A 20,609-nucleotide genomic window follows, 5' to 3' on the forward strand; every position below is an offset into this window, starting at 1 on the left:
CCCCTGACTGTATACACAGCCCCAAATTACTTTCTGCCTTCCATTGCATGAACCAGATTTACTACAAAGGTATGTCCCGGCACATCCACTCCATATTTAGCAGCAGCCCGTACAACAGAACCACTGATGGTATCTACCTCAGTTCGTCTTCCATCTCTTAAATCTGCCCGGATAGACGTACATCCCTGGGGATTATTTAATGAAGTTTTTCTTACCTTTTCCCTTACAGCTTCTTCATCAAATTCAAGACCTGCTGCCGCAGCCGTAAGAATTGTTTCATGAATCAGCTGGCAGCAGAGCTTCCATGCAAATTCATCTGCCGCAATATACCCCATATCTACCTGAAGAACACCTGTCAGAGCACTCAAAGACACATTGGTAAACAGCTTATCCCAGATCAGATACTGAATATTTTCATGAATCCGAACCTCAAAGCCGCAGCTGTCAAAATTTTCTTTCAGACGGGTCAAAAATCCATCCCGATCCTCTGTCAGCATTCCCACATTGGTAACACCTGTTCCGCCTCTGCGCACATGACCCAGACCTAAAACAGCACCGTTATCCTCTGTCGTTCCAATAATCACCCGGTCTTCACTTACAAACTCTTTCAGCAGATCCTCGTGACCAGCTCCATTCTGAAGGGTCATCAGGCGGGTATCCGGACCGATAAGAGCCGAATTGTTTTCCAGAGCTGCTCTGGAAAATAATGCCTTTACAAAGAGGATCACCAGATCAACAGGCTTTTCTTCTGATGTATCACAAAGAGCCTTGGGCTGATAGGAGACAGAAGTTCCGTTTTCATCAACCAGAAGACCATTTTTATTAATCTGCTCTACTACCTGCTGATTGGTATCTACCAAAATAACTTCATTATGCTGCGAAAGATGGCCTCCATAAATAGATCCCATAGCTCCCGCACCAATTACGGCAATTCTCATAATATCTCCATTCTTATGTCTGTTTTCACAGACAGCACTGTATTTCTTCCTTTACTTATGAAAACTCAGCCAGTCCCTCAATTGCATATGCACGTACAGGGCTGGAATCCAGTCCCTTGATCGGAAGTGGAGAATAGCTCATGAAGAATACATCCTTCTTTAACTGCTCCAGATTCTTTAATACTTCCAAAAATACGATATTCTCAGCCATAAGGATATCGTGGAACGGCTTTACATCCTCGTTACAGTTTTCAATAGAAACGCCGTCACCGAAGCCTACAGCCTTTACCTTATGATCCTTAAACCACTGTGCACTTTCTGCACCCACTAAGAGACGCTCATCCTTGTCAGTATTGGTATCCGGAGTAAATGGAGCCAGCTTATAAGAAGAATCGATGATCACGATATCTCCTTCTTTTACCTTACCTGCTTCACGATCTAAATCAGCTGCTGTAATATGGCCTCTCTTTGCCACAGTATCCTTAAAATCAACATATACTGCTCTGCCCAGGAATGTAGTCAACGGCAGATCAGCAGCAGACGGCCAGTTATCATCATGATGATAAGGACACTCGCAGTGCGTTCCCAGATGGCTCATCAGGTCCATATGGGTATGGAAATCCGGAATCGGGCCTCCTGTATTAAAACGGAAAAGATGGCATCTTCTTGTCTCAGTAGCCGGGTCCAGAATCTTGGACAGATCAATCACTCTTAAATTTCCCATTTCATAAACACACATTTTATTTTCCTCCTTTAATTTAGATCACTGTTAAACAGTACCTCTGTTTCTACAGGCAGACTGGCATTTCCGCCCTTCCACCCTTCTGTATACCAGTATACCGGTAAATAAATAGGATGTCAAGATTAGATATTATGTCAAAATATACAACATTTATACAGATGTTTTATGCATATTTTCTTATTCATCTTCCTGCTCCTGCGGTAACATGGGATCTCCTTGACATCAATCTGTCTTTGACTTAAGATTAGCCTATAAAATGATTTTGAGTCAGGTGAATTTTTATTATGAAAGAGAAAAGCTTCCTGCAGCAGCAGGCATATGATACTATAAAAAGCAGCATTTTATCAGGCGAAATGGAACCAAACCGCCTTTACTCCGAAACCAAGCTCTCTGCACAGATCGGCATATCCCGTACGCCTGTCAGAGAAGCGCTCCAGTGCCTGAGCCAGGATGGATATATTACAGTTATTCCCAGCAAAGGTTTTATGATCCGACAGCTCAACGATAAGGACATGAAGGACAGTATTGAGATTCGCTGTGCCATTGAAGGCTTCTGCACCAATATGGTCGCTTCACAAATTGATACAGAAAAGGGACGACAGCTGCTTCACAGTCTGGAACAGACTCTTTCTGATATGGAAGAGTCCCTGGAAAACGGAGTTCAGCTGGAACACTTTATTGATTCTGATCACCAGTTTCATCTTCTGCTGGTGGGATATATGGAAAACGATGAGTTCAATCAGATTTTCCAGCGCCTTCTCTATCTGATCCGGCTCACGTCTCAGGATGCCCTGGCTGTGGAAGGCCGTATTCAGGGAACGATGGAAGAACACCGAAATTATCTGCACGCTCTTCGGAACGGAGACGGTCCCAGAGCATACCAGCTTATGATGGAGCATCTGCTGATGCCGCTTAAGATGCATGAAAAATGAAGGGCTCTACCGCCCTTCATTTAATATATAGTAAATCCCGTCTTTACTGGAATTCAACACCAGTTCCTGAGGATATCCTGCCGCTTCCAGCATTTTAACCGCTTCTGTCAAATCCCCTACATCATAGTAAATGTGGGCATCACTTCCCAATATAACAGGAAGACGGTATTCTTTGGCAATAGAAAGCCATTTCATTACGTTTTTATACGCATTTTGCCGTCCAGACCGCGGATTGAAAGAGGAATTATTGACTTCCAAAGCTACCTTATGTTCCAATGCTGCCGGAATCAGACGGTCATATTCCAGTGGATATCTGTCGTCATCAGGATGACCGATTATTTTAACATACGGATTCTTCATTGCTCCAATTAAAGCGTCCGTGTTCTCTTTTGGAGTTCCAGGCTTGATACAGGGTATGTGGAGACTGGCAATTACATAGTCCATCTTCCTGAGAACCGTCTCGTCCAGATCCAGATTTCCATTAAAATCCATAATATTAGCTTCTACACCGGTAAAAATCCGTACTCCCATTACTTCCTGACGAAAGCATTTAAAATTGCTAAAATAAATAGAAGGAGCCGAGCCAGGCATGGCGGGCGCATGATCGGACATTCCAAGAGCGAAAAGCCCTTTACCTGCCGCCTCCTCTACATTTTCCTTAAAGGTGCTGAAGGCGTGCCCGCTGGCCACAGTATGCGTGTGCATATCAAAATAAATATTCATTTCAAGTTCCTCGTCTATGCGCTTAATGTGAATGATATGTGATCTCCGGGATTATATTCCGCCTGACAGCCTGCATATATGGTGAGGACTTCATCCCGATGCTGAACAGAATAATGAATTTCTCTTCCGTTATACTGCTTATTGACAATGATTCCCTGAATTCCATTTCCTTCCGGCTGAATAGTCAGCTGTTCCGGTCGAATGGGATAAAGTCCCTTATTACGAAATTCCATCGGAATCATAGGATTTCGCAGCAAAATATTTTCATCCTTAACATGGAAGGAATCTCCACACCATGAACCTTTTAACAGATTACAGCGACTGACAAAAGTAGCGGCAAAAACTGTTTGCGGATCCCTGTAAATCTCCCTTGGCGTGCCGATTTGCTCCACCGCTCCATCCTTCATGATAATGATCCTGTCTGCCATAGCCAACGCCTCGCTCTGGTCATGGGTCACATACAGAATTGTAGCTCCCGTAAGCTTATGGATATTCTGAATTTCCCGACGCATATCAATTTTAAGTTCTGCATCTAAGGCGCTCAGTGGTTCATCCATCAGAAGGATTGAAGGTTTCCCCACAATGGCCCGTGCCAGGGCAACCCTTTGACGCTGACCTCCGGAAAGTTCCCCAGGGAGACGGTTTTCGTAGGGTTTCAGTCCAGTACAGCTGACAGCCTGTTCTATTGCGGCTTTCTTTTCCTCTGAACTCATGCCTGAATGACGCGGGCTTTTTAATGGAAATTCTATATGCTGACGTACCGTCATATGCGGCCACAGAGCAAACGATTGAAATACCATTCCCAAATCCCTTTTTTCTACAGGAACCATGTGTCCCTGTCCAGAATAGATTTGATCGTTAAGGCGTACAATACCGCTTGTAGGCTCTATAAAGCCTCCAACAATACGAAGAAGGGTAGTTTTTCCACATCCAGATGGACCCAAAATAGCAACAAATTCCGAATCTCTGATATCCAGATTAATTTCCTTGAGGGCCTGGGTTTTGCTGAATGTTTTTGTAACCTGCTGTATATGTAGGCTCATAACCGTTTTCCTCCTGTTTAACAGATGTTAAATGATCGCGGTTAAGCAGACAGTATCCTGCTACCACCAAAATTGTAATCAGAACGGACATAGCTGCCGCAAGATTATAGTCGCCGCCCTGCTGATAGTTAAAAATAGTCAGACCGATCGTTTTAGTTCCTGCAGAAGCCAGCATGGATGACAAAGTCAGCTCTGTGAAAGCCGGAACAAAAATCATAAACGCACCGGACAGGATCGGACCGGCAACAAGCGGAATAAGAATCTTTATCCATTTGATCCAAAATCCTCTTCCTGAAGCAGCGCAGGCCTCCTCTATGGCAGGTTCTACAGAAAGAAGGGCGATGGTACTTCCCTTGATCTGCAGAACCAGATAGCGGGTAATATAAGCAACCACCAGAATATTAATGGTGCCATAAATTCCAGGATATACCCCCGGAATAGGTTCAACCCAGTGAAAAATCATAGACAAAGCAAGAACAATGCCGGGAATAGCATACGTCAGAGAAGCACATTTTTCCAGTAAAGCTGCCGCCCGGCTTTTTTTTCTGAGTTTCCCATAAGCGATAGCCGTACCTGCCACAATACATACAAGCGTAGTTACCACTGCCAAAGTCAGACTGGTATGAATCGCGGAGATCACTCCTCTGTTATGAAACACAAAGGCAAAATTTTTTAAAGTCAGATTTTCAGGAACAAAATCCAGTCCATAAGCTTTCAAAAAAGAAGATGCTGTCATGGCAGCCATGGGAATAATGTTCAAAATCAAAAGAAGCACCAGCGTTCCCCATTCTAAACATAAACGCAGTGGATTTTTTAAATGTATCCGCACCGAATAGTCTTCTTTAATGCTGTCCATGGATGCACCGCGTTTTACAAAAAATCCCTCCAGCATAGTACCTGCTGCGGCGATAACCGACAGGATCATGGACAGAGCCGCTGCCAGCGGAAACGCATTTGGACCAAATCCAATGGCATTCTCGTAAATATAGGTACTTAAAACCGGAATTCCAGAAGAAATTCCCAGAAAAGCAGGTACAGAAAAATTATCAATGGCAGATAAAAAAGCCAGTACGCTTCCTGCCGCAATTGCCGGAGCAGCGGATACCAGATTAATTTTCAGTATAGCCTGTCTCTGGGAATAACCGCAGGCTCTGGCTGCCCATTCCATATCTCTGGGAATTTTTCTCAGCATATGAACAACATTAACATACACAATAGGAATATTACAGAATCCCAGTACCAGAATGATTCCTCCCATGGTGTAAATATCCACACCCGGAAGTCCGATAGAAGTCAAAAATCCATTGAACGCCCCTCTGGAGCTGAAAAAGCTGCTCCAGGAAAGGGTAATGATGTACGATGGAATAATAAAAGGAAGCAAAACCAGGAATTCAATAACGCCCTTACGTTTTATATTACAATAGGCGGTGAGAAATGCCAGTCCGCTGCCACAGCCAGCGGCCAGAGCGGTGGAACTCACAGCAATAATAATTGTATTAACAATAGCTTTTCTGGTACGCTCCTGAGATAAAAGTCCGGCAAAATTATCCAGTCCATATCCATTCTCCACGGTAACTCCCATGAGCAGGAGACGGATCAAAGGAAGAAGAAACACCAGGGCTGCCAGCAGATAGACGGCTATCCTGGCAATGGACGCCCCTGTTTTACGTATCGTTTCCATATAGATCTCCTGTTATTTACTGAAACATCTGGCTGAACTGTTCTTTATCTGCTTCACGGTTCTGATACAGTTCCTTCGTATCCCAGGTAAGAGGTGTGATCTCATCGATACGCTTAAATCCTTCAGGAACTTCAACTCCGCTCTTTATGGGAGTATAGCCAATCTCAGCGGTCAGAGCCTGACCCTCCTCGGAGAGTACAAAATCCACAAATGCTTTGGCCAGATCCTCACTATCCGTTCCCTTTACAATTCCAATCGGTTCGGTAACGGCAGGAGAGCCTTCAGCCGGGTATACGAATTCTACGGGAGCCCCGTCATTCTTTGAACGGATGGCCATATAGTCTGCTAAAAGTCCACAGGCCTGTTCTCCTGCAACCACTGCGTTCTGAACGGATCCATTTCCTTTTCCCACAACGACTCCATTATCCTTTAATGTCTGATAATAATCCCATCCCAGTCCTTCGGTTCTGGTAAGAACCCCCAGGTTGTAGGCAGCAGCTCCGGAATAGAGGGGGCTTGGCATGATCAGGTCATCCTTGTAAGCCTCATTTGTCAGATCTTTAAAGCCTGCAGGAATATTTTCGGTTAACTCAGTATTGTAGACAATTCCAGTAGTAATTACCTTTGTTCCCACATACATGTGATCCTTGTCAATATAAATTTCCGGAATACCCTCCAGTTCAGGAGACTCGTAAGCGCTCAGAAGATCCTGCTCCTTTAGTGTCTCAAAAGTAACATTGTCCGCCACCAAAAGAACATCTGCCAAAACATCCCCTGCCTCCTTCTCCGCCAACACCTTGCTGACTACTTCCTCAGTACCAGAACGGAACACATCCACCTGAATATCAGGCCATTTTTTATTGAATCCGTCAATCATGACCTGAATGTCTTCCTCCGGCTGTGAAGTATAAAGAGTAATAGAACCAGATAAGTCTTCTGATACTTTTTTTGAAGTTTCTTCTAAAACAGCTTCCGATGAGTTATCCGCAATCTGCTCCGAAGCTGACGCGGTAGTTTCCGAATAATTATTCTGGCATCCCACCAGTGAAGATACTGCCAGTCCTGCTGTTAATACTGCTGCAAATCTCTTTTTCATTCTAACTTACCTCCATTAAAGATGTGTTGTATAAACTGAATATTCTGTTTTGCTATAGAAAAGTCCCCACTGCTGTCCAAACCTTCTATAACCATAGGAAGGTTATAATGCGCCAGCTTAGGAAGAAGCTTTTTCATATCATAATCCCCCTCATTAAGAGGTGTATGAAATCTGGAACCTTTGCGATTACTGATATGAATTTTGGAAATCTGAGGACGATAATTCTGAAGAATACTTAAAATCTCTTCTTCACTGTCACAGTGAGCTACATCCAGGGTATAAACAAACTGGTCAAACATATCGCCGCATACCTCCTTCATTGCATCCATAGTGGTAACAAATTCTCTGGGTATTTTCTCCATAATCTCCAACGACACGTCTATCTTCCATTTCTGCGCATATTCCAGAATTTCCCTCAATGATTCCTTAAGATAAGCTCCGTAAGATACCCCTATTCCTGAAATAGTACAATGTCCTGGATGAACTGTGACTTCATCCAGTCCCAGCTGATAAGCAAGTTCAACCGATTTTTTCACCTCAGTAACGGACTGTTTCCTGATGCCATCATTCACAGATGAAATATTTAAATCCCAGCTCTGGCTGTGAATGCAGTTCTTTAAAGGATACAGAGCAGCCAGCCTTTCAAATTCATCGATGTCAAACTTCCGATAGAAAAATTGTTGACTCCACAATTCAATCCCATCTAAACCAGATTGAAAAACCATATCAAAAATTTCTTCCATAGAGCCGTTCCACAGGAGAGTGGAACTAAGATAAATATTAGCCATTCCGATTACTTCCTGTCATTTGATGAGGCTATTATAACAGGTAAAATGTAAAGACTCCTACCATGAAAAGGTAAAAATTGAGTAAATAAATTTCGTTTTTATTTTATTGAAATTTATATTGCATTTTTGACAAAACTCTAATATATTAAACAAAAAGGAGGTTCATCGACTATGTTGGAAAAGATTTATGAAGAATATAAAGAAAGATTGTCCAAATCGGATCATAAGATTTTTGGATATCTGCTGGAGCATGAGCAAGAACTTCCGGCTATTACTGCAGAAGACCTCTCACGAAGGCTGAACATCAGTACAGCTACTATTTCCAGATTCTGGTCTAAAATTGGATTTCAAAATCTAAAAGACTTAAAGCACAATTTATATGAAAAACAGGAGTCTACCCCTTACAGCCGGATGAATGCAGCTCTAAGCCAGTGGAAAGAATGTGGAATTTCACCTGATTTACTTCTGGAGCGTTTGTCCTTTCAGCTTGAAAAGACATTTCAAGTAGTGAAACCGGAACAGGTGGATGAAGCTGTAAAGCTTTTAATCTCATCACGGCAGGTCTATATTTTTGCACCCGATGTATCAAAAGGTTTAGGAAACATTCTACAGTACCGTCTGCTGCGTCTGGGTATTCTCTTGATTCCTCTTCCAGGAGGCTCTCAGCTTTATGATGCTATGGTAAATTTGAAACAGGGCGATCTGGTTTTACTGTTTGGATACTCACGCCTTCTGACAGAAGTACAGATTCTTTTATCCTATAGCGAAAAAGCCGGATACCAAACCATTCTGTTTACAGATTTACTGGCCGAAGAACATTTATCTAACGCCAATTTAACATTGTACAGCTTCCGTGGGGAACCAAATGACTATCACTCAGTAGCAACCCCCTTACTATTGATCGATTTGTTGATTATGAAAGCCAGCCAATCCCTTGGGGGCGGATTGGAAAAAGCGAAGAAACTTCAGAATTTGAGAGAACAATACGCAGGATTAATTCGACGATAAAATACGAAGAACATAACATCAATAATTCTCTTAAAACACAAAAATATCTCCAGCCGCATAACTACGACTGGAGATGAACAAAATTTTACTTTTTATCCGCCTACTTGGCAACAGGCGATTTAAAACAATAACAGTTTCATCTAATCTCATAACTCACCACTTATAATACTTAATCAACGCCTGAGTTCCAAGATCTCCCATACCCTCTGATTCCAGCTTTTTCGCCATTCCCAGCACATCCTCCAAAACTCCCAGACGGGTATCTGCAGCTAATGCCTCTTCATCTGCAATTCCCATATCTTTGATAAAATGTTTCAGGAAAAAGCCGGGGGCATAGTCATCTTTTGCTGCCTTAGAAGCCACATTATTCATCTGGGCACTGCCTGCTGCACCGGTAGAAATAGATTTCAGCATGGTATCTACATCCAGCCCCGTATTCTTTGCATAAACCATTGCCTCACAGGCTCCTGCCAGAGCACCTGCAATTGCAATCTGATTGCACATCTTCGTATGCTGTCCGTTTCCTGCCTTTCCCTCATAATTAATATTCTTTCCCATAGCCTCAAAAACAGGCACACAGGCGTCAAAATCCTCTTTCTTACCACCAGCCAGGATCGTCAATGTACCTGCTTTGGCACCGGTATCTCCTCCTGTTACAGGGGCATCTACTGCATGAAGCCCTGCTTTTTCTGCCTCTTCCCAGATACGCACAGCCAGTCTGGGGCTCGTGGTTGTCATATCAATCACATAGGTTCCCGGATCAGCATTTGCAATGATTCCATTGTCACCAAAATAAACCTCTTCCACATCCTTTGGATAGCCCACAATGGTGATCACTACGTCACGTCCCTTTGCACACTCAGCTGCTGTATCACACCATACTGCACCCTCTGCAATCACATCCTGAGCCTTAGCCTTTGTACGGGTATAAATGGCAACCTCATATCCTGCCTTTCTCAGATTCCGCACCATGGATTTTCCCATAATTCCCACACCGATAAAACCAATTTTTTTCATTTTTATTTATCTCCTTTCGCTTCTATATCTTTTAAAATAAGCTGAATACAGGTATTGAAATCATTGTTTTCATACCCTCTGTCAATCCCGCACGCTGCCAGGCGTTCTTTTGAAAAGTCCTTCTCATCTGCCAGAAATCTCCGGCACATCTCCGCATATTTAGGCGTATTCTGCGTTTTTTCCCGATCCAGTGCCCTCTGAAGGCGCGTCCCATCATCCACATAGATATAAAGAGGAATCATAACTTCATTTCCGTAATAATTTACCATCTTTTCATAAGAATCCAGTGTTCCTATCATAAGATAATTTCCCTGTTTCAGATCGATCTGGCCATCGTCAGCGGTAAAGTAACTCCATGGTCCAAACACTGTATCATAGGTTCTGCACTCAATCACCTTGCCCTGACTCTCCAGCTTCTTTAAACGTGCTTCATCTGTAAAATAATACTCCACACCCTCCTGTTCCCCGTCCCTGATGGGCCGGGTGGTGTACATACGCACTGTGCCGTATTCAGGAAACCGGCGCACCAGCTCCTTGTAAATCGTGTCTTTACCGGCAGCACTTTTTCCCATGACATAAAAAATATATCCCATTTTTCTGTTCTTCCTGTTAAATATTCTGTCTAAATGGCCTGTTCTGATACAAGTATTGTCTCCAGCGTCTGATCCGACAGCCCCTGTACCGGAAGCCCCTTCCTGATATAATCCAGAATCACCTCCAGAAGCTGCTCCGTTATACATTCCCCCGGAGCAATCAGAGGGATACCCGGCGGATAGATATAGACAAATTCCCCGGATATTTTCCCTGCGCTTTCCCTGAGAGGTATTCTCGCAGTTTTTCCATCAATGGCCTCCCGGATGGAGCACCGGGTCTTTGCCTCTATGGCATAGACGCAGTCAGAGCCGGCCCCTTCCCGGCCCTGTAATTCCATTTTCCCGGAAGGGAAGCCTTCCTTATCAATAGCAAGAAGGGCAGCTCTCAGCCGTTCAAGTCCTGCTTTACTGTCTCCAACAGCCGTTATAGCTGTCACATAATCTGCCCCACACATTTCCATTTCCAGATGGTACTGTTTCCGCAGAAGCTCCGACAGCCCCTCCCCGTCAAAGGACGCATACCGGGTAGATATCACAACTTTAGAAGGGTCCAGATCAAAAATTCCATACCGGCCTTTTAATTCCCTTCCCACCAGACGCAGGTTCTTCATAGCAGACAGGCTTTCTCTCATCTCCAAAAGGCTGTCTGCAAACTTCCTCATACCATCCTTCCTGCGCAGCTGCTCCATCTGAAATATACCATTTTCAATCGATGCCATTAACACATAAGACGGACTGCTGCTCTGAACTATATGCAGGTACCGTTCCACAGCTTCCATATCCATATAGGCGCTTCCGTCCGGTCCATTGCATTTCATATGAAGCACAGCCGTCTGGGTCAGGCTGGGAAGGGTCTTATGTACGCTCTGTATCACTACATCTGCCCCAAGCTCCAGAGCAGACTGCGGAAATATTTCACTGTATCTGAAATGAGCCCCGTGAGCTTCATCCACAATCAGAGGAAGTCCGGCCCGATGGACTATTTTTGCAATTTCACCCACATCTGACACAATTCCATCATAAGTAGGCGACACGATGAGAACCGCCCGTATATCAGGCTGCTCCTTCAGGGACTTTTCCACATCCTCCGGCAAAATTCCTCCCTGTATCCCCCATTCCTTTGTGGACTGTGGATAAACGTATGAAACCTGTAAATGGTGAAGGTAAATCCCATTATATACTGCCTTATGGCAATTACGCCCGATCAGAATCCGTTCTCCCCAATGCACACAGCCGCATACAGCCGCCAAAAGCCCCGATGTACTTCCATTTACCAGATACCGGGTACGGTCTGCTCCATACAGCCCGGCAGCCCACTCCATAGATTCCTTTAAAATTCCCTCCGGATGGTGAAGATTGTCAAAGCCGTCAATTTCTGTAATATCTACCTCAAAGGGGTTTGGAAATTCCATTCCCTGATAAAAGGCCCTTCCATCCGCTTCCTCTCCCCATTTCAGTCTCTTATGGCCCGGCATGTGAAAGGGATATATCCCTATTTTTCCATAGTGCTTTAAACGGTTAATCAGAAGGTCTTCTTCTCTCATATAGTCCTTCCTCCCGTACTGAGCCGATCCTTTCTCCGTTCCACCACCTGAATCATCACACTGCGGAGCTGACGCCGGTTTTTTACCACCAGAGTCTTTTCCTGATAGCGTTCCGCGATACTGCGGTACTGGCGCTTCTTCTTTCTGCTGCGCCCCTTGTGAAGAATCCACCATACGAATTCCCAGTCCATTTTTTCAACGCAGCCGTCTCCCATATCTTCTCTGGTTTTTCCTTTATAAACATGGGAGCGTATCAGCGCCTGCCACAGACAGATCCATCTGGGATAATTCATAAAAATAATCAGATCCGCTTCCCTTAACCGGCGCTCCTGACTGAACCCCGTATAATTTCCGTCAATGATCCAGCCTCTATTTTCGTTTTTATCCAGAAAATCTTCTGCCATCCTCCTGGCTGTCTCCCGGTCCCGTTCCTTCCATCCCGGTTCAAACTGAATCCGGTCCAGATGCAGAACCGGACACCGGAATAATTTTCCCAGCTTTTTAGCTAATGTGGATTTTCCCGCGCCGCTATAGCCGATTACCGCAATCTTCACACCTTTCACCTGCTTTCTTCTGATTAGTTCTTTTGGTATTATCATACCACTTTTACGGGGGGTTTGTCTTGTGGAAATTAAAAATACCCCAAGCATCTGCTGCTTGAGGTATTTTTCAACGGAAAAAGCGAAGCATCCCAAAATCCTCTGTTATATTCTTCTCCTTCATAACTCTCAGATAATCCAGCCTTGCTGTTTCAATATGTTCAGCCAGCGCCTGCTGCGCCAGTCTGCTGTCTCCTGACTTAAGACCCTCTAAAATCATTTGATGATCCCTGTATGCTTTATCCTGATATTTACGCTCCAGATATGAAATCATCCTTACCCGACGGCACTGAAGGAGCAGGCTTTCATGAAAACGTATCAGCTTTTTATTCCGCGAAAGATTTACAAGATAATCATGGAATTGCTGGTCTGCTTCAAAATTTTCTTTAATCCTTCCGGCAATATTGGCATCCTCCATATTCCGGTTAATCCGCTCCAGCTCTATCAGCCTTGTTTCACTGATCCCTTTTTCAGCAGCAATGCGTATAGCCGTAACCTCAATTCCCTCTCTGGCGTCAAAAAGATCTATGATTTCTTCTTCCGTAATCGGACTGACCTGATAACTCTTCCCTGCTCCTGCATCCACAATCAGATTATCGCCTTCAAGCCGCTGCAATGCCTGACGGATCGGCGTCCTGCTCATTCCCAGTTTTTTACTTAAAGTAAAATCTGATACAATCTGCCCCGGTATCAGCTCAAAATTACAGATCATATTTTTAATATCCTCATATGCCTGATCCACTAACGATATTGTTTTTTCCATAATTATCAGCACCCCCTTTTACATCCTGCGTTTTTTGTACATATTTGGATATTATATCACAGAATTTGCGAATCGGATAGGAAAAAGGCTGCAGAGCTCTTTTTTAATTGTTTTCCCTGCAGCCTTTTCTTTATATCCGATCCATAATACATCTCATATTCTCATAGGATGCTTTCGCTGAACTGACCATATCCGGAAAATAGAAGGATTCTACACTGACAGCTCCTGTATATCCCGTTTCTTTCAGTGCTCTTAAGGTTTCTTCAAAATCATAATGCCCATGCCCTACATACCAGCGGTCACTGTCTGCGACATGCACATGGCAGATTTTTCCCTGAGCTAACCGAATTGAATTTGCAATATCTCTTTCTTCGATATTCATATGATACGTATCCAGATGCAGCTGCAGCCATGGAGACCCAACCAGTTCCAGAAGCTCAAGCCCTTCCTCTACGGTATTAATCACATCGCTTTCATACCTGTTGATAACCTCAAGCCCAAGGTATACCTGATATTTTCCCGCTTCTTCTGCACATTCCTGCAAGGCTGAAATTAAATTGGAAAAATAGCTTTCTCTGCTTTCGCAGTCTGATACCTTTCCCTTAATCAGCCCGATAATCACCACAGCATGAGGATAATCAGATGCCGTAAGGATATGTCCCTTAATACGTTCAATTGCAGCCTGTCTTACAGCCGCATCGTCGCTGGATAAAAACACCCTGTCTTTTCCATAGGCAGATCCTGTTCCAATCGAAGTCAAACTCAGGCCAAACTGATCCAATTCCTCCTTTAACTGCTTCCTGTCAAGCTGAGAGGAATCATGGATATGAAGCTCTACGCCATCATACCCTATTTTACGGATCTGTTCAAAGCACCAGTTATCTTCACCCCGAAAAACCACCGGGGCCTGATCTCTCAGCTTCATGCTGGTACTTGTTATCGCTAACTCCATCGTTTACTCCTTTTCCACACAATCTACATTTTCAATTTCAAAGGGTTCTCCTGCTGTGCCGTGAACCTTTACATTCTTTAAGGTGAGTTCCTTTACATTATTGATAAACACGCCTCGGTTTGTACAGGGTTCAACCTCAGCCATCATTGCGGGATACTCCGGCGTTGGATTTTCCGCAAAATCAATCTCTATGTTTTCCATTGTCACTTTTTCTATTTTGGCTTCCGGAAGTCCATATATAAAGGTTCCTGCCACATGACAATTATGAGCTTCAATGTTGCGGAAGGCCAGTTCTTTTATTCTGGGCGTCCGTTCATCAACCGGAAGCGGTTCCTTTGTGCTTACATAGGTAGAATGTCCGTCAGGATCACAGCACCAGTAGTAGGAATTTACTACAAAGGGTGTTAAAACTCCATCCATCTTAATATCTTCAAACAGAATATCCTCAACTACAGAATCTTCTCCACGGCCTCTTCTGGTCTTTACGCGCAGTCCGCGGTCCGTATCTTCGAAAATACACTTCTTACAGGACAAATGTCTCACCCCGGCAGCAATTTCGCTGCCCAGAGTTACCGCTCCGTGTCCATGTCTCATATAGCACTGTCGAATATCAACATTTCTTGATGAAACCTTATATTTATGTCCCATATAGAACTTACCGGACTTCATGGCAATACAGTCGTCACCTAAGGAGAAATATACGCCTACTACTTCCAGACCGTCTACTGATTCAGGGTCCATTCCATCCGTATTCGGGGACTGCTTGGGATTGAGTACCTTCAAATCAATCCACCGCGTGTGATTGGAAAAATATGGGTGAAGGTTCCAGGCCGGACTGTTCTGAACAGTCAGCCCCTGAACAGTAACATTTTCACAATGATTCAAAAAGATCATTCTTGGGCGGAAGGCTCCTCCGATTTTCTCACGGCCTTCCCCCTTCCACCAGTTTTCATAGCTGGCATTTCCATCCAGAGTTCCTTCACCGGTAATTACCACATCTGAAACATGAATACCCGTAAGAATAGATCCGAACATATCCAGAGGATTTCCCTCCCATGTTCCCAGATTATATTCATCCGTCTCATCATAGCTCTCAATCAGTCCCGGTAAAATGGGAAATTTCTCCCGTTCCGTATAAGCAGAAATCACTGCTCCTTCCCCAATATCCAGTGTCATATGGCTCTTCAAAAAGATACTGGATACTTTATAAACTCCTTTGGGAATATACACTCTTCCGTGCTCCGGACAGGATGACACCGCCGCCTGAATAGCAACTGTATCATCATGCTTTCCATCGCCTCTCGCTCCGAAACGGCGTACATTCAGGGTTACAAATTCATAATCTGTCTTAAAACGAACCGTCTCTTCTGCTTCCCCATCTGCCACAGCAGTAAGCTCATATTCCGTATCAGGCGTCAGACCGGAAATGGTCTGAACTACCCGATCAGAAGTAAGAATTTCTTTTCCATTTAACAACAGACGATACTTCTTTTCTGTAAAATAAATTCCAAAATCCAAAAATTCAATCGTGACCTTTCTGGATGTCTGAAATATAATCTGAAATTTCATGTTGCGTCCTTTCTTACAATTCACGTCTTTAACCCTTTACTCCTCCGGCTGCAATACCTTCCACAAACTGATCCTGTGCCAGGAAGAATATAACCAGGGATGGAATCAGTGTAATAACAGATAATGCCAGCGTCTTATTCCAGTCAAATCCGCTTTCCGTATCCATGATCATACGCAGGCCCAGAGAAGCTGTAAATTTCTTTGTAGAATTTAAGTAAATTAACGGACCCATGAAGTCATTGGAGGACCACATAAACTGGAACAGCGCGCAGGATACCAGTGAAGGCTGAACCATGGGAAGCACTACGTAGATTAAACGCTTAAAGGAATTGCAGCCGTCAATCTCCGCAGCCTCCTCCAGCTCTCTTGAAATTCCTCTCATGAACTGAACCAGCATAAATACAAAGTAGGTATCACAGGCAAAAAAGCTCGGCACAACTAAAGGCAGGTAGGAATCCACCCAGCCCCATTTTGTAAACAATAAGAACTGAGGCACATTTAACACTACCTGAGGCAGAAACAGCGTGGAAAGCATCAGTGCAAACCAAAAGCCCCGGGCCTTAAACTGAAACCGTGAAAAACCATATGCTGCAATGGCTGAGGAAACAACGGTTCCTACTACCTTTGGTATAACAAATTTATAGGTATTGACCATATATCTGCCAAACTGATAGGTACTGGCGAACCAGCCGTTTTTATAGCCGTCCAGCGTAAACTCCTTCGGAATAAAACCGATGGAGCCAAAGATCTCCGCATTGGTTGCTTTAAAGGAAGCTCCTACCATCCATATCATGGGGTAGATCATTACAAGCCCCACTGCAATCAGAATTATGTAGCGTGCTATGGTCTGAATTTTGTATTTTTGTTGTCTGGTCATTTTAATTCCTACCTTTCTTCATCACCATAATACACCCAATGCTTCTGACTGATAAACGAAACTGCCGTCAGCACTGCAACAATAAAGAACAGCAGCCATGCCATAGCACTGGCAAGTCCCATATCATATGTCTTAAATGCATTCTGATAGATCAGGATGGAAATCAGGGTTGTAGAACCTAAGGGGCCGCCCTTGGTAATCATAAACGGTCCATTAAACTCCTGGAATGCCTGACACAGCTGAGTAACCAGATTGTAGAAAATAACCGGTGTAATCAGCGGAATGGTAATCTTTAAAAACTGTGTAAATTTTCCTGCTCCGTCAATGGATGCCGCTTCATACAGATCCTGCGGAACGCCCTTTAATGCAGCCAGGAAAATAACCATAGCTGATCCAAACTGCCATACGCGAAGGAGACAGATTACAAACAGAGCATAATCCGGGCTTCCAAGCCAGTTAATCGGCTTTACTCCAAATAATCCGATAATGGTGTTAACCAGACCTTCATTCTGGAAAAGGAACTGCCATAAAACAGCAATCGCAACTGAACCTCCCAGAATAGACGGGATATAATACGCTGTACGGAAAAGGTTAATTCCCTTGATCTTAAAGTTAAGAAGATATGCGATAAACAGCGCAAACAGCAGTTTTAAGGGTACTGTCATAAAGGCATACTTAAAGGTTACAATATAGGACTTTAAGTATTTTGCCGTATCGACAATCTTCTCATAATTTGCAAATCCTATATTTTCTACAGATTCCTTGAACAGATTATAGTTCGTAAAGCTATAGAAAAGAGAGGACATAAACGGATAAAATTTAAAAACGAGAAAACCAATGATCCAGATAGCAATATATGCATATCCTATGTTCTGTCTGGATGCACGGGTCATTTTTTTTGTCTTTTTCTGCATAAGGCATTCTCCATTCTATGCTTCATCCTGTTTTTCCAGCTTCAGATATTCGCCGTAGGCCATCATGAAAACTCCTACGCCCTTCTCTTCATCTGAAACCACCGGTTCGGAAAGATAGTATTCTACGCTTCCATCCCGCTCATCCTTGGGGCCTAATCCGGCCACCAGACAGATGCCCGTCAGATGCCAGCCATCTTCATCCTGCTGTAACTTTTCTCTTTCCAGGCCGTCAAAGATCTCTTCGCCTCTCCTGCGCCATTTTTCTTCCTGTAAGATGCCCAGACGGCAGCCCTTTAAAATCGCATATGCAATCATAGCGGATCCAGACGTTTCCAGATAATTGCCTTCCAGCTCAGGCATATCTACCAGCTGATAAAACAGCTTTGTTTTTTCATCCTGATACTGCATAATTCCTGCCAGAGCTTCTTTAAATAGCCGCTTATATGTACTCAGATGTTCAAAGCTCTCCTCGGGAATCAGGCCGCAGCAGTCAATCAGCGCCATCAGATACCATCCAATGGAGCGCAGCCAGAAATTGTGGGAGCAGCCTGTTGTTTTGTCTGCCCAGATCATCTGGCGCTTCTCGTCATATGCGTGGTAATACAGTTTTTTCTCTTCATCAAACAGATATTTTCTGGCGTTTAAAAACTGGCCTGTAATATCATTGTAGCGCTCTCCGCCGTTAAATCTCTTTTCGTATTCCAGATAAAGAGGCTGCCCCATATATAATCCGTCCAGCCAGATCTGATACGGATATATCTGCTTATGCCAGAAGCTTCCGCAGTCTGTACGGGGATGTGTTTCCAGCTGTCCTCTGATATGGTCCAGCGCAGTTTTATACTTTTCTTCCCCTGTTTTGTCATAAAGGAAATACAGCACCCGCCCGTTGTTTACCTTGTCCAGATTGTAATCCTCAGGGACATAGTAGCGGATGGTTCCATCCTCCTGTATATACCGGTCCATAAATGTCCGGATGCAGTTGATGTACTTTTCATCTCCGGTGGCTTCATACAGATACTGGGCTCCTAACATAACACAGCCATCTTCATAATTCCAGACAGCACGCTGTCTGGAATTATAATCTTCAATCCACTTATCTATATAAGCATTTATTATTTCTCTGTTTTCCATGATTACTGCCTTTCCAAGCTTAATATGGATTGCTTGCATAAACCTCATTGATACTGTCAATCAGATACTGTGCCAGCATCTCTACATCCTGTCCGCTGCTGAGTCCCTCAAATACCTCATAGTAGATACCTGTAGAATCCTTTAATGCGGAATTCTCAAAGTTTGGATCAAGTGCAAAGTTTGCAACCTTCATAACTGCCTGATTGCCCTCATAGGTAAGACCTTCCAGCTTGCCAAGACCTAACAGAACTTCATTTGCATAAGTATTAGCCAGCATACCGCGCTCTGTGCCCATAAGCTCAATACCCTTTGGATCATTGATAAGGAAGTCTAACAGCATAGCAGCCTCTTTTTTGTGCTCAGAGGTTTCTGTAATTGCAAAGCAGGAAGAAATCTTTGTAAGTCCTGCCTCATACTCTCCGCCCTTCAGGAACTCACCAAGCACAAACTCCTGATCGCCTTCCAGGGAGTTAGCAAATTTCTCCTGAGCAGAATCCCACTCATAGAAGCCGGCATACTGTCCGTTGATCCAGCCCGGATTCTTCTCCAGAACTGTAGCGCCGTCGCCCTTTAACTGAGCAATGCTTGGAAGAACATGTGCATCCTCTAAGGAATTAATAAATTCAAGACCTTCCTTTACTTCCTCAAGAGAATAATTTAAGGTATTGTTCTCTGCCCATTCTTTTCCGTATTTTCCTTCCAGATAATACATCATCAGAAGCATTCTCTCATATTCGTACATAGCCAGAGGATAGTACTCGTCGCCTAATTTCTCCTTAAATGTGGTTCCTGCTGCAATCAGCTCATCCCAGCTTGTAGGAAGGGCAATACCGGCTTTGTCAAAGGTGGTTTTATTCCAGTAGAAGCACTTTCCTGTAGTACCGATCGGAATCGCCTGCTGCTTGTCGCCTACTACACACTGCTCCAGAAGATTTGCCGGATAGTTTTCCATATTGATTACATCTGCGAACTGGGTCAGATCTACGAATTTAGAACCGTCGCTGGAGAACTGATACAGCCAGTTCCAGTTAACCTGCATCAGATCAGGTGCTGTACCGCCGCTGAGCTGGGTAGCTACCTTCTCAGCCCATCCGTCCCAGGCTCCGTACTCGCACTCTACCTTGATATTAGGATATTTTTCCATAAATGCCTGACATGCTGCCTCTGTTGCCTTATGTCTGGCATCACCTCCCCACCAACTGAAACGCAGAGTAACTTCTCCGTCCGCAGCTGCAGCCTCTTCCTTATCTGCAGCTGCGGAAGTCTCTCCGCCCTCAGCCTTTGTCTCTTCCTTCTTGGTCTCTTCAGGCTTTCCTGTAGGTCCGCAGGCTGTAAGCCCTGCAACCATAGATACTGCCAGACCTGCTGCTGCCACACGCTTCATCAATTCCTTTTTCATTTTCTTCCTCCTGTTTCATAAATAATTCTGGAATTTAACTGTTTTTGCCACAAAACATCCTAATTCCAATTACCTTGTACTCTTATAATAGTATAAGCCTAGTGTAATGTCAATATATCATTGTATATTTTGTATGTATACATATATTGTTTTTTACTGTATACATACAAATTTTATAATGTTTTTGAACGTATCCATTCACCACACACAACTCCTTTCATTTACCCAAATTATTAAATGTGTCAAAAAAATTGCATTTATCAACTCAAATGTGTCAAAAATAAATAAAACCACCGCATT

Annotated in this window: 20 protein-coding genes; 2 read left to right on the forward strand and 18 right to left on the reverse strand. The window is 43.8% G+C overall.

The window, feature by feature from the left end; all coding sequences use genetic code 11:
* Positions 1 to 26: 26 nt before the first annotated feature.
* Entirely contained in the window at positions 27 to 938 is a 912-nt protein-coding gene (locus tag BN3656_RS00720; RefSeq protein WP_066543090.1) for a ketopantoate reductase family protein, read from the reverse strand.
* Between the two features lie 55 nt (positions 939 to 993).
* Positions 994 to 1,677 (reverse strand): cyclase family protein, encoded by a 684-nt coding sequence (locus BN3656_RS00725; protein ID WP_066543092.1) that lies wholly within the window; start codon positions 1,675 to 1,677, stop codon positions 994 to 996.
* A 287-nt stretch (positions 1,678 to 1,964) separates the two neighbouring features.
* On the opposite strand from BN3656_RS00725, the gene BN3656_RS00730 reads away from it, so the two are divergent.
* Positions 1,965 to 2,612: a GntR family transcriptional regulator gene (locus BN3656_RS00730; RefSeq protein WP_066543094.1), complete on the forward strand. Its 648-nt coding sequence runs from the start codon at positions 1,965 to 1,967 to the stop codon at positions 2,610 to 2,612.
* A gap of 6 nt (positions 2,613 to 2,618) precedes the next feature.
* On the opposite strand, the gene BN3656_RS00735 is transcribed toward BN3656_RS00730, so the two are convergent.
* Genes BN3656_RS00735 through BN3656_RS00755 form a run of 5 tightly spaced genes read right to left on the reverse strand, consistent with a single transcriptional unit; the run spans position 2,619 to position 7,898 of the window.
* A complete protein-coding gene (locus tag BN3656_RS00735) occupies positions 2,619 to 3,335 on the reverse strand; it encodes a phosphatase (protein ID WP_066543096.1) in 717 nt (238 codons plus the stop codon).
* A 14-nt stretch (positions 3,336 to 3,349) separates the two neighbouring features.
* Positions 3,350 to 4,378, reverse strand: coding sequence for an ABC transporter ATP-binding protein (locus BN3656_RS00740; RefSeq protein WP_066543098.1), 1,029 nt, complete (start codon positions 4,376 to 4,378; stop codon positions 3,350 to 3,352).
* Positions 4,314 to 6,059 (reverse strand): iron ABC transporter permease, encoded by a 1,746-nt coding sequence (locus BN3656_RS00745; protein ID WP_207653707.1) that lies wholly within the window; start codon positions 6,057 to 6,059, stop codon positions 4,314 to 4,316. Before BN3656_RS00745 ends, BN3656_RS00740 begins: the two co-directional genes overlap by 65 nt.
* A 16-nt stretch (positions 6,060 to 6,075) precedes the next feature.
* The gene (locus tag BN3656_RS00750; RefSeq protein ID WP_066543100.1) at positions 6,076 to 7,155 is read right to left on the reverse strand and encodes an ABC transporter substrate-binding protein; all 1,080 of its coding nucleotides are present in this window, start codon (positions 7,153 to 7,155) and stop codon (positions 6,076 to 6,078) included.
* Positions 7,152 to 7,898 (reverse strand): sugar phosphate isomerase/epimerase family protein, encoded by a 747-nt coding sequence (locus BN3656_RS00755; RefSeq protein WP_167544844.1) that lies wholly within the window; start codon positions 7,896 to 7,898, stop codon positions 7,152 to 7,154. The genes BN3656_RS00750 and BN3656_RS00755 overlap by 4 nt, the downstream gene beginning before the upstream one ends.
* A 216-nt stretch (positions 7,899 to 8,114) precedes the next feature.
* Between BN3656_RS00755 and BN3656_RS00760 the strand changes: the two genes are divergently transcribed.
* Positions 8,115 to 8,951, forward strand: a complete 837-nt coding sequence (locus BN3656_RS00760) for a MurR/RpiR family transcriptional regulator (RefSeq protein ID WP_066543104.1) — start codon at positions 8,115 to 8,117, stop codon at positions 8,949 to 8,951.
* A 153-nt stretch (positions 8,952 to 9,104) separates the two neighbouring features.
* On the opposite strand, the gene BN3656_RS00765 is transcribed toward BN3656_RS00760, so the two are convergent.
* From BN3656_RS00765 to BN3656_RS00815, 11 genes are all read right to left on the reverse strand, one after another.
* A complete protein-coding gene (locus BN3656_RS00765) occupies positions 9,105 to 9,968 on the reverse strand; it encodes an NAD(P)-dependent oxidoreductase (RefSeq protein ID WP_066543106.1) in 864 nt (287 codons plus the stop codon).
* A gap of 2 nt (positions 9,969 to 9,970) precedes the next feature.
* Positions 9,971 to 10,561 (reverse strand): guanylate kinase, encoded by a 591-nt coding sequence (locus tag BN3656_RS00770; RefSeq protein ID WP_066543108.1) that lies wholly within the window; start codon positions 10,559 to 10,561, stop codon positions 9,971 to 9,973.
* Between the two features lie 29 nt (positions 10,562 to 10,590).
* Positions 10,591 to 12,105 (reverse strand): aminotransferase class I/II-fold pyridoxal phosphate-dependent enzyme, encoded by a 1,515-nt coding sequence (locus tag BN3656_RS00775; RefSeq protein WP_066543110.1) that lies wholly within the window; start codon positions 12,103 to 12,105, stop codon positions 10,591 to 10,593.
* Complete coding sequence (locus BN3656_RS00780) at positions 12,102 to 12,659, reverse strand: DNA topology modulation protein FlaR (protein WP_066543111.1); 558 nt, start codon at positions 12,657 to 12,659, stop codon at positions 12,102 to 12,104. Before BN3656_RS00780 ends, BN3656_RS00775 begins: the two co-directional genes overlap by 4 nt.
* 115 nt (positions 12,660 to 12,774) lie before the next feature.
* Complete coding sequence (locus tag BN3656_RS00785) at positions 12,775 to 13,467, reverse strand: GntR family transcriptional regulator (RefSeq protein WP_066543113.1); 693 nt, start codon at positions 13,465 to 13,467, stop codon at positions 12,775 to 12,777.
* A gap of 130 nt (positions 13,468 to 13,597) precedes the next feature.
* Positions 13,598 to 14,419, reverse strand: coding sequence for a sugar phosphate isomerase/epimerase family protein (locus tag BN3656_RS00790; RefSeq protein ID WP_066543114.1), 822 nt, complete (start codon positions 14,417 to 14,419; stop codon positions 13,598 to 13,600).
* Positions 14,420 to 14,422: 3 nt separating this feature from the next.
* The gene (locus tag BN3656_RS00795; RefSeq protein ID WP_021870778.1) at positions 14,423 to 15,988 is read right to left on the reverse strand and encodes a glycoside hydrolase family 28 protein; all 1,566 of its coding nucleotides are present in this window, start codon (positions 15,986 to 15,988) and stop codon (positions 14,423 to 14,425) included.
* Positions 15,989 to 16,016: 28 nt separating this feature from the next.
* Positions 16,017 to 16,865: a carbohydrate ABC transporter permease gene (locus tag BN3656_RS00800; RefSeq protein ID WP_066543116.1), complete on the reverse strand. Its 849-nt coding sequence runs from the start codon at positions 16,863 to 16,865 to the stop codon at positions 16,017 to 16,019.
* Between the two features lie 8 nt (positions 16,866 to 16,873).
* A complete protein-coding gene (locus BN3656_RS00805; RefSeq protein WP_066543118.1) occupies positions 16,874 to 17,779 on the reverse strand; it encodes a sugar ABC transporter permease in 906 nt (301 codons plus the stop codon).
* A 15-nt stretch (positions 17,780 to 17,794) separates the two neighbouring features.
* A complete protein-coding gene (locus BN3656_RS00810) occupies positions 17,795 to 18,949 on the reverse strand; it encodes a glycoside hydrolase family 88 protein (protein ID WP_242962911.1) in 1,155 nt (384 codons plus the stop codon).
* A complete protein-coding gene (locus tag BN3656_RS00815; protein WP_242962912.1) occupies positions 18,930 to 20,309 on the reverse strand; it encodes an extracellular solute-binding protein in 1,380 nt (459 codons plus the stop codon). The genes BN3656_RS00810 and BN3656_RS00815 overlap by 20 nt, the downstream gene beginning before the upstream one ends.
* Positions 20,310 to 20,609: the final 300 nt, after the last annotated feature.

This window comes from Clostridium sp. AT4 (genome assembly GCF_001517625.2).
GTDB lineage: Bacteria > Bacillota > Clostridia > Lachnospirales > Lachnospiraceae > Enterocloster.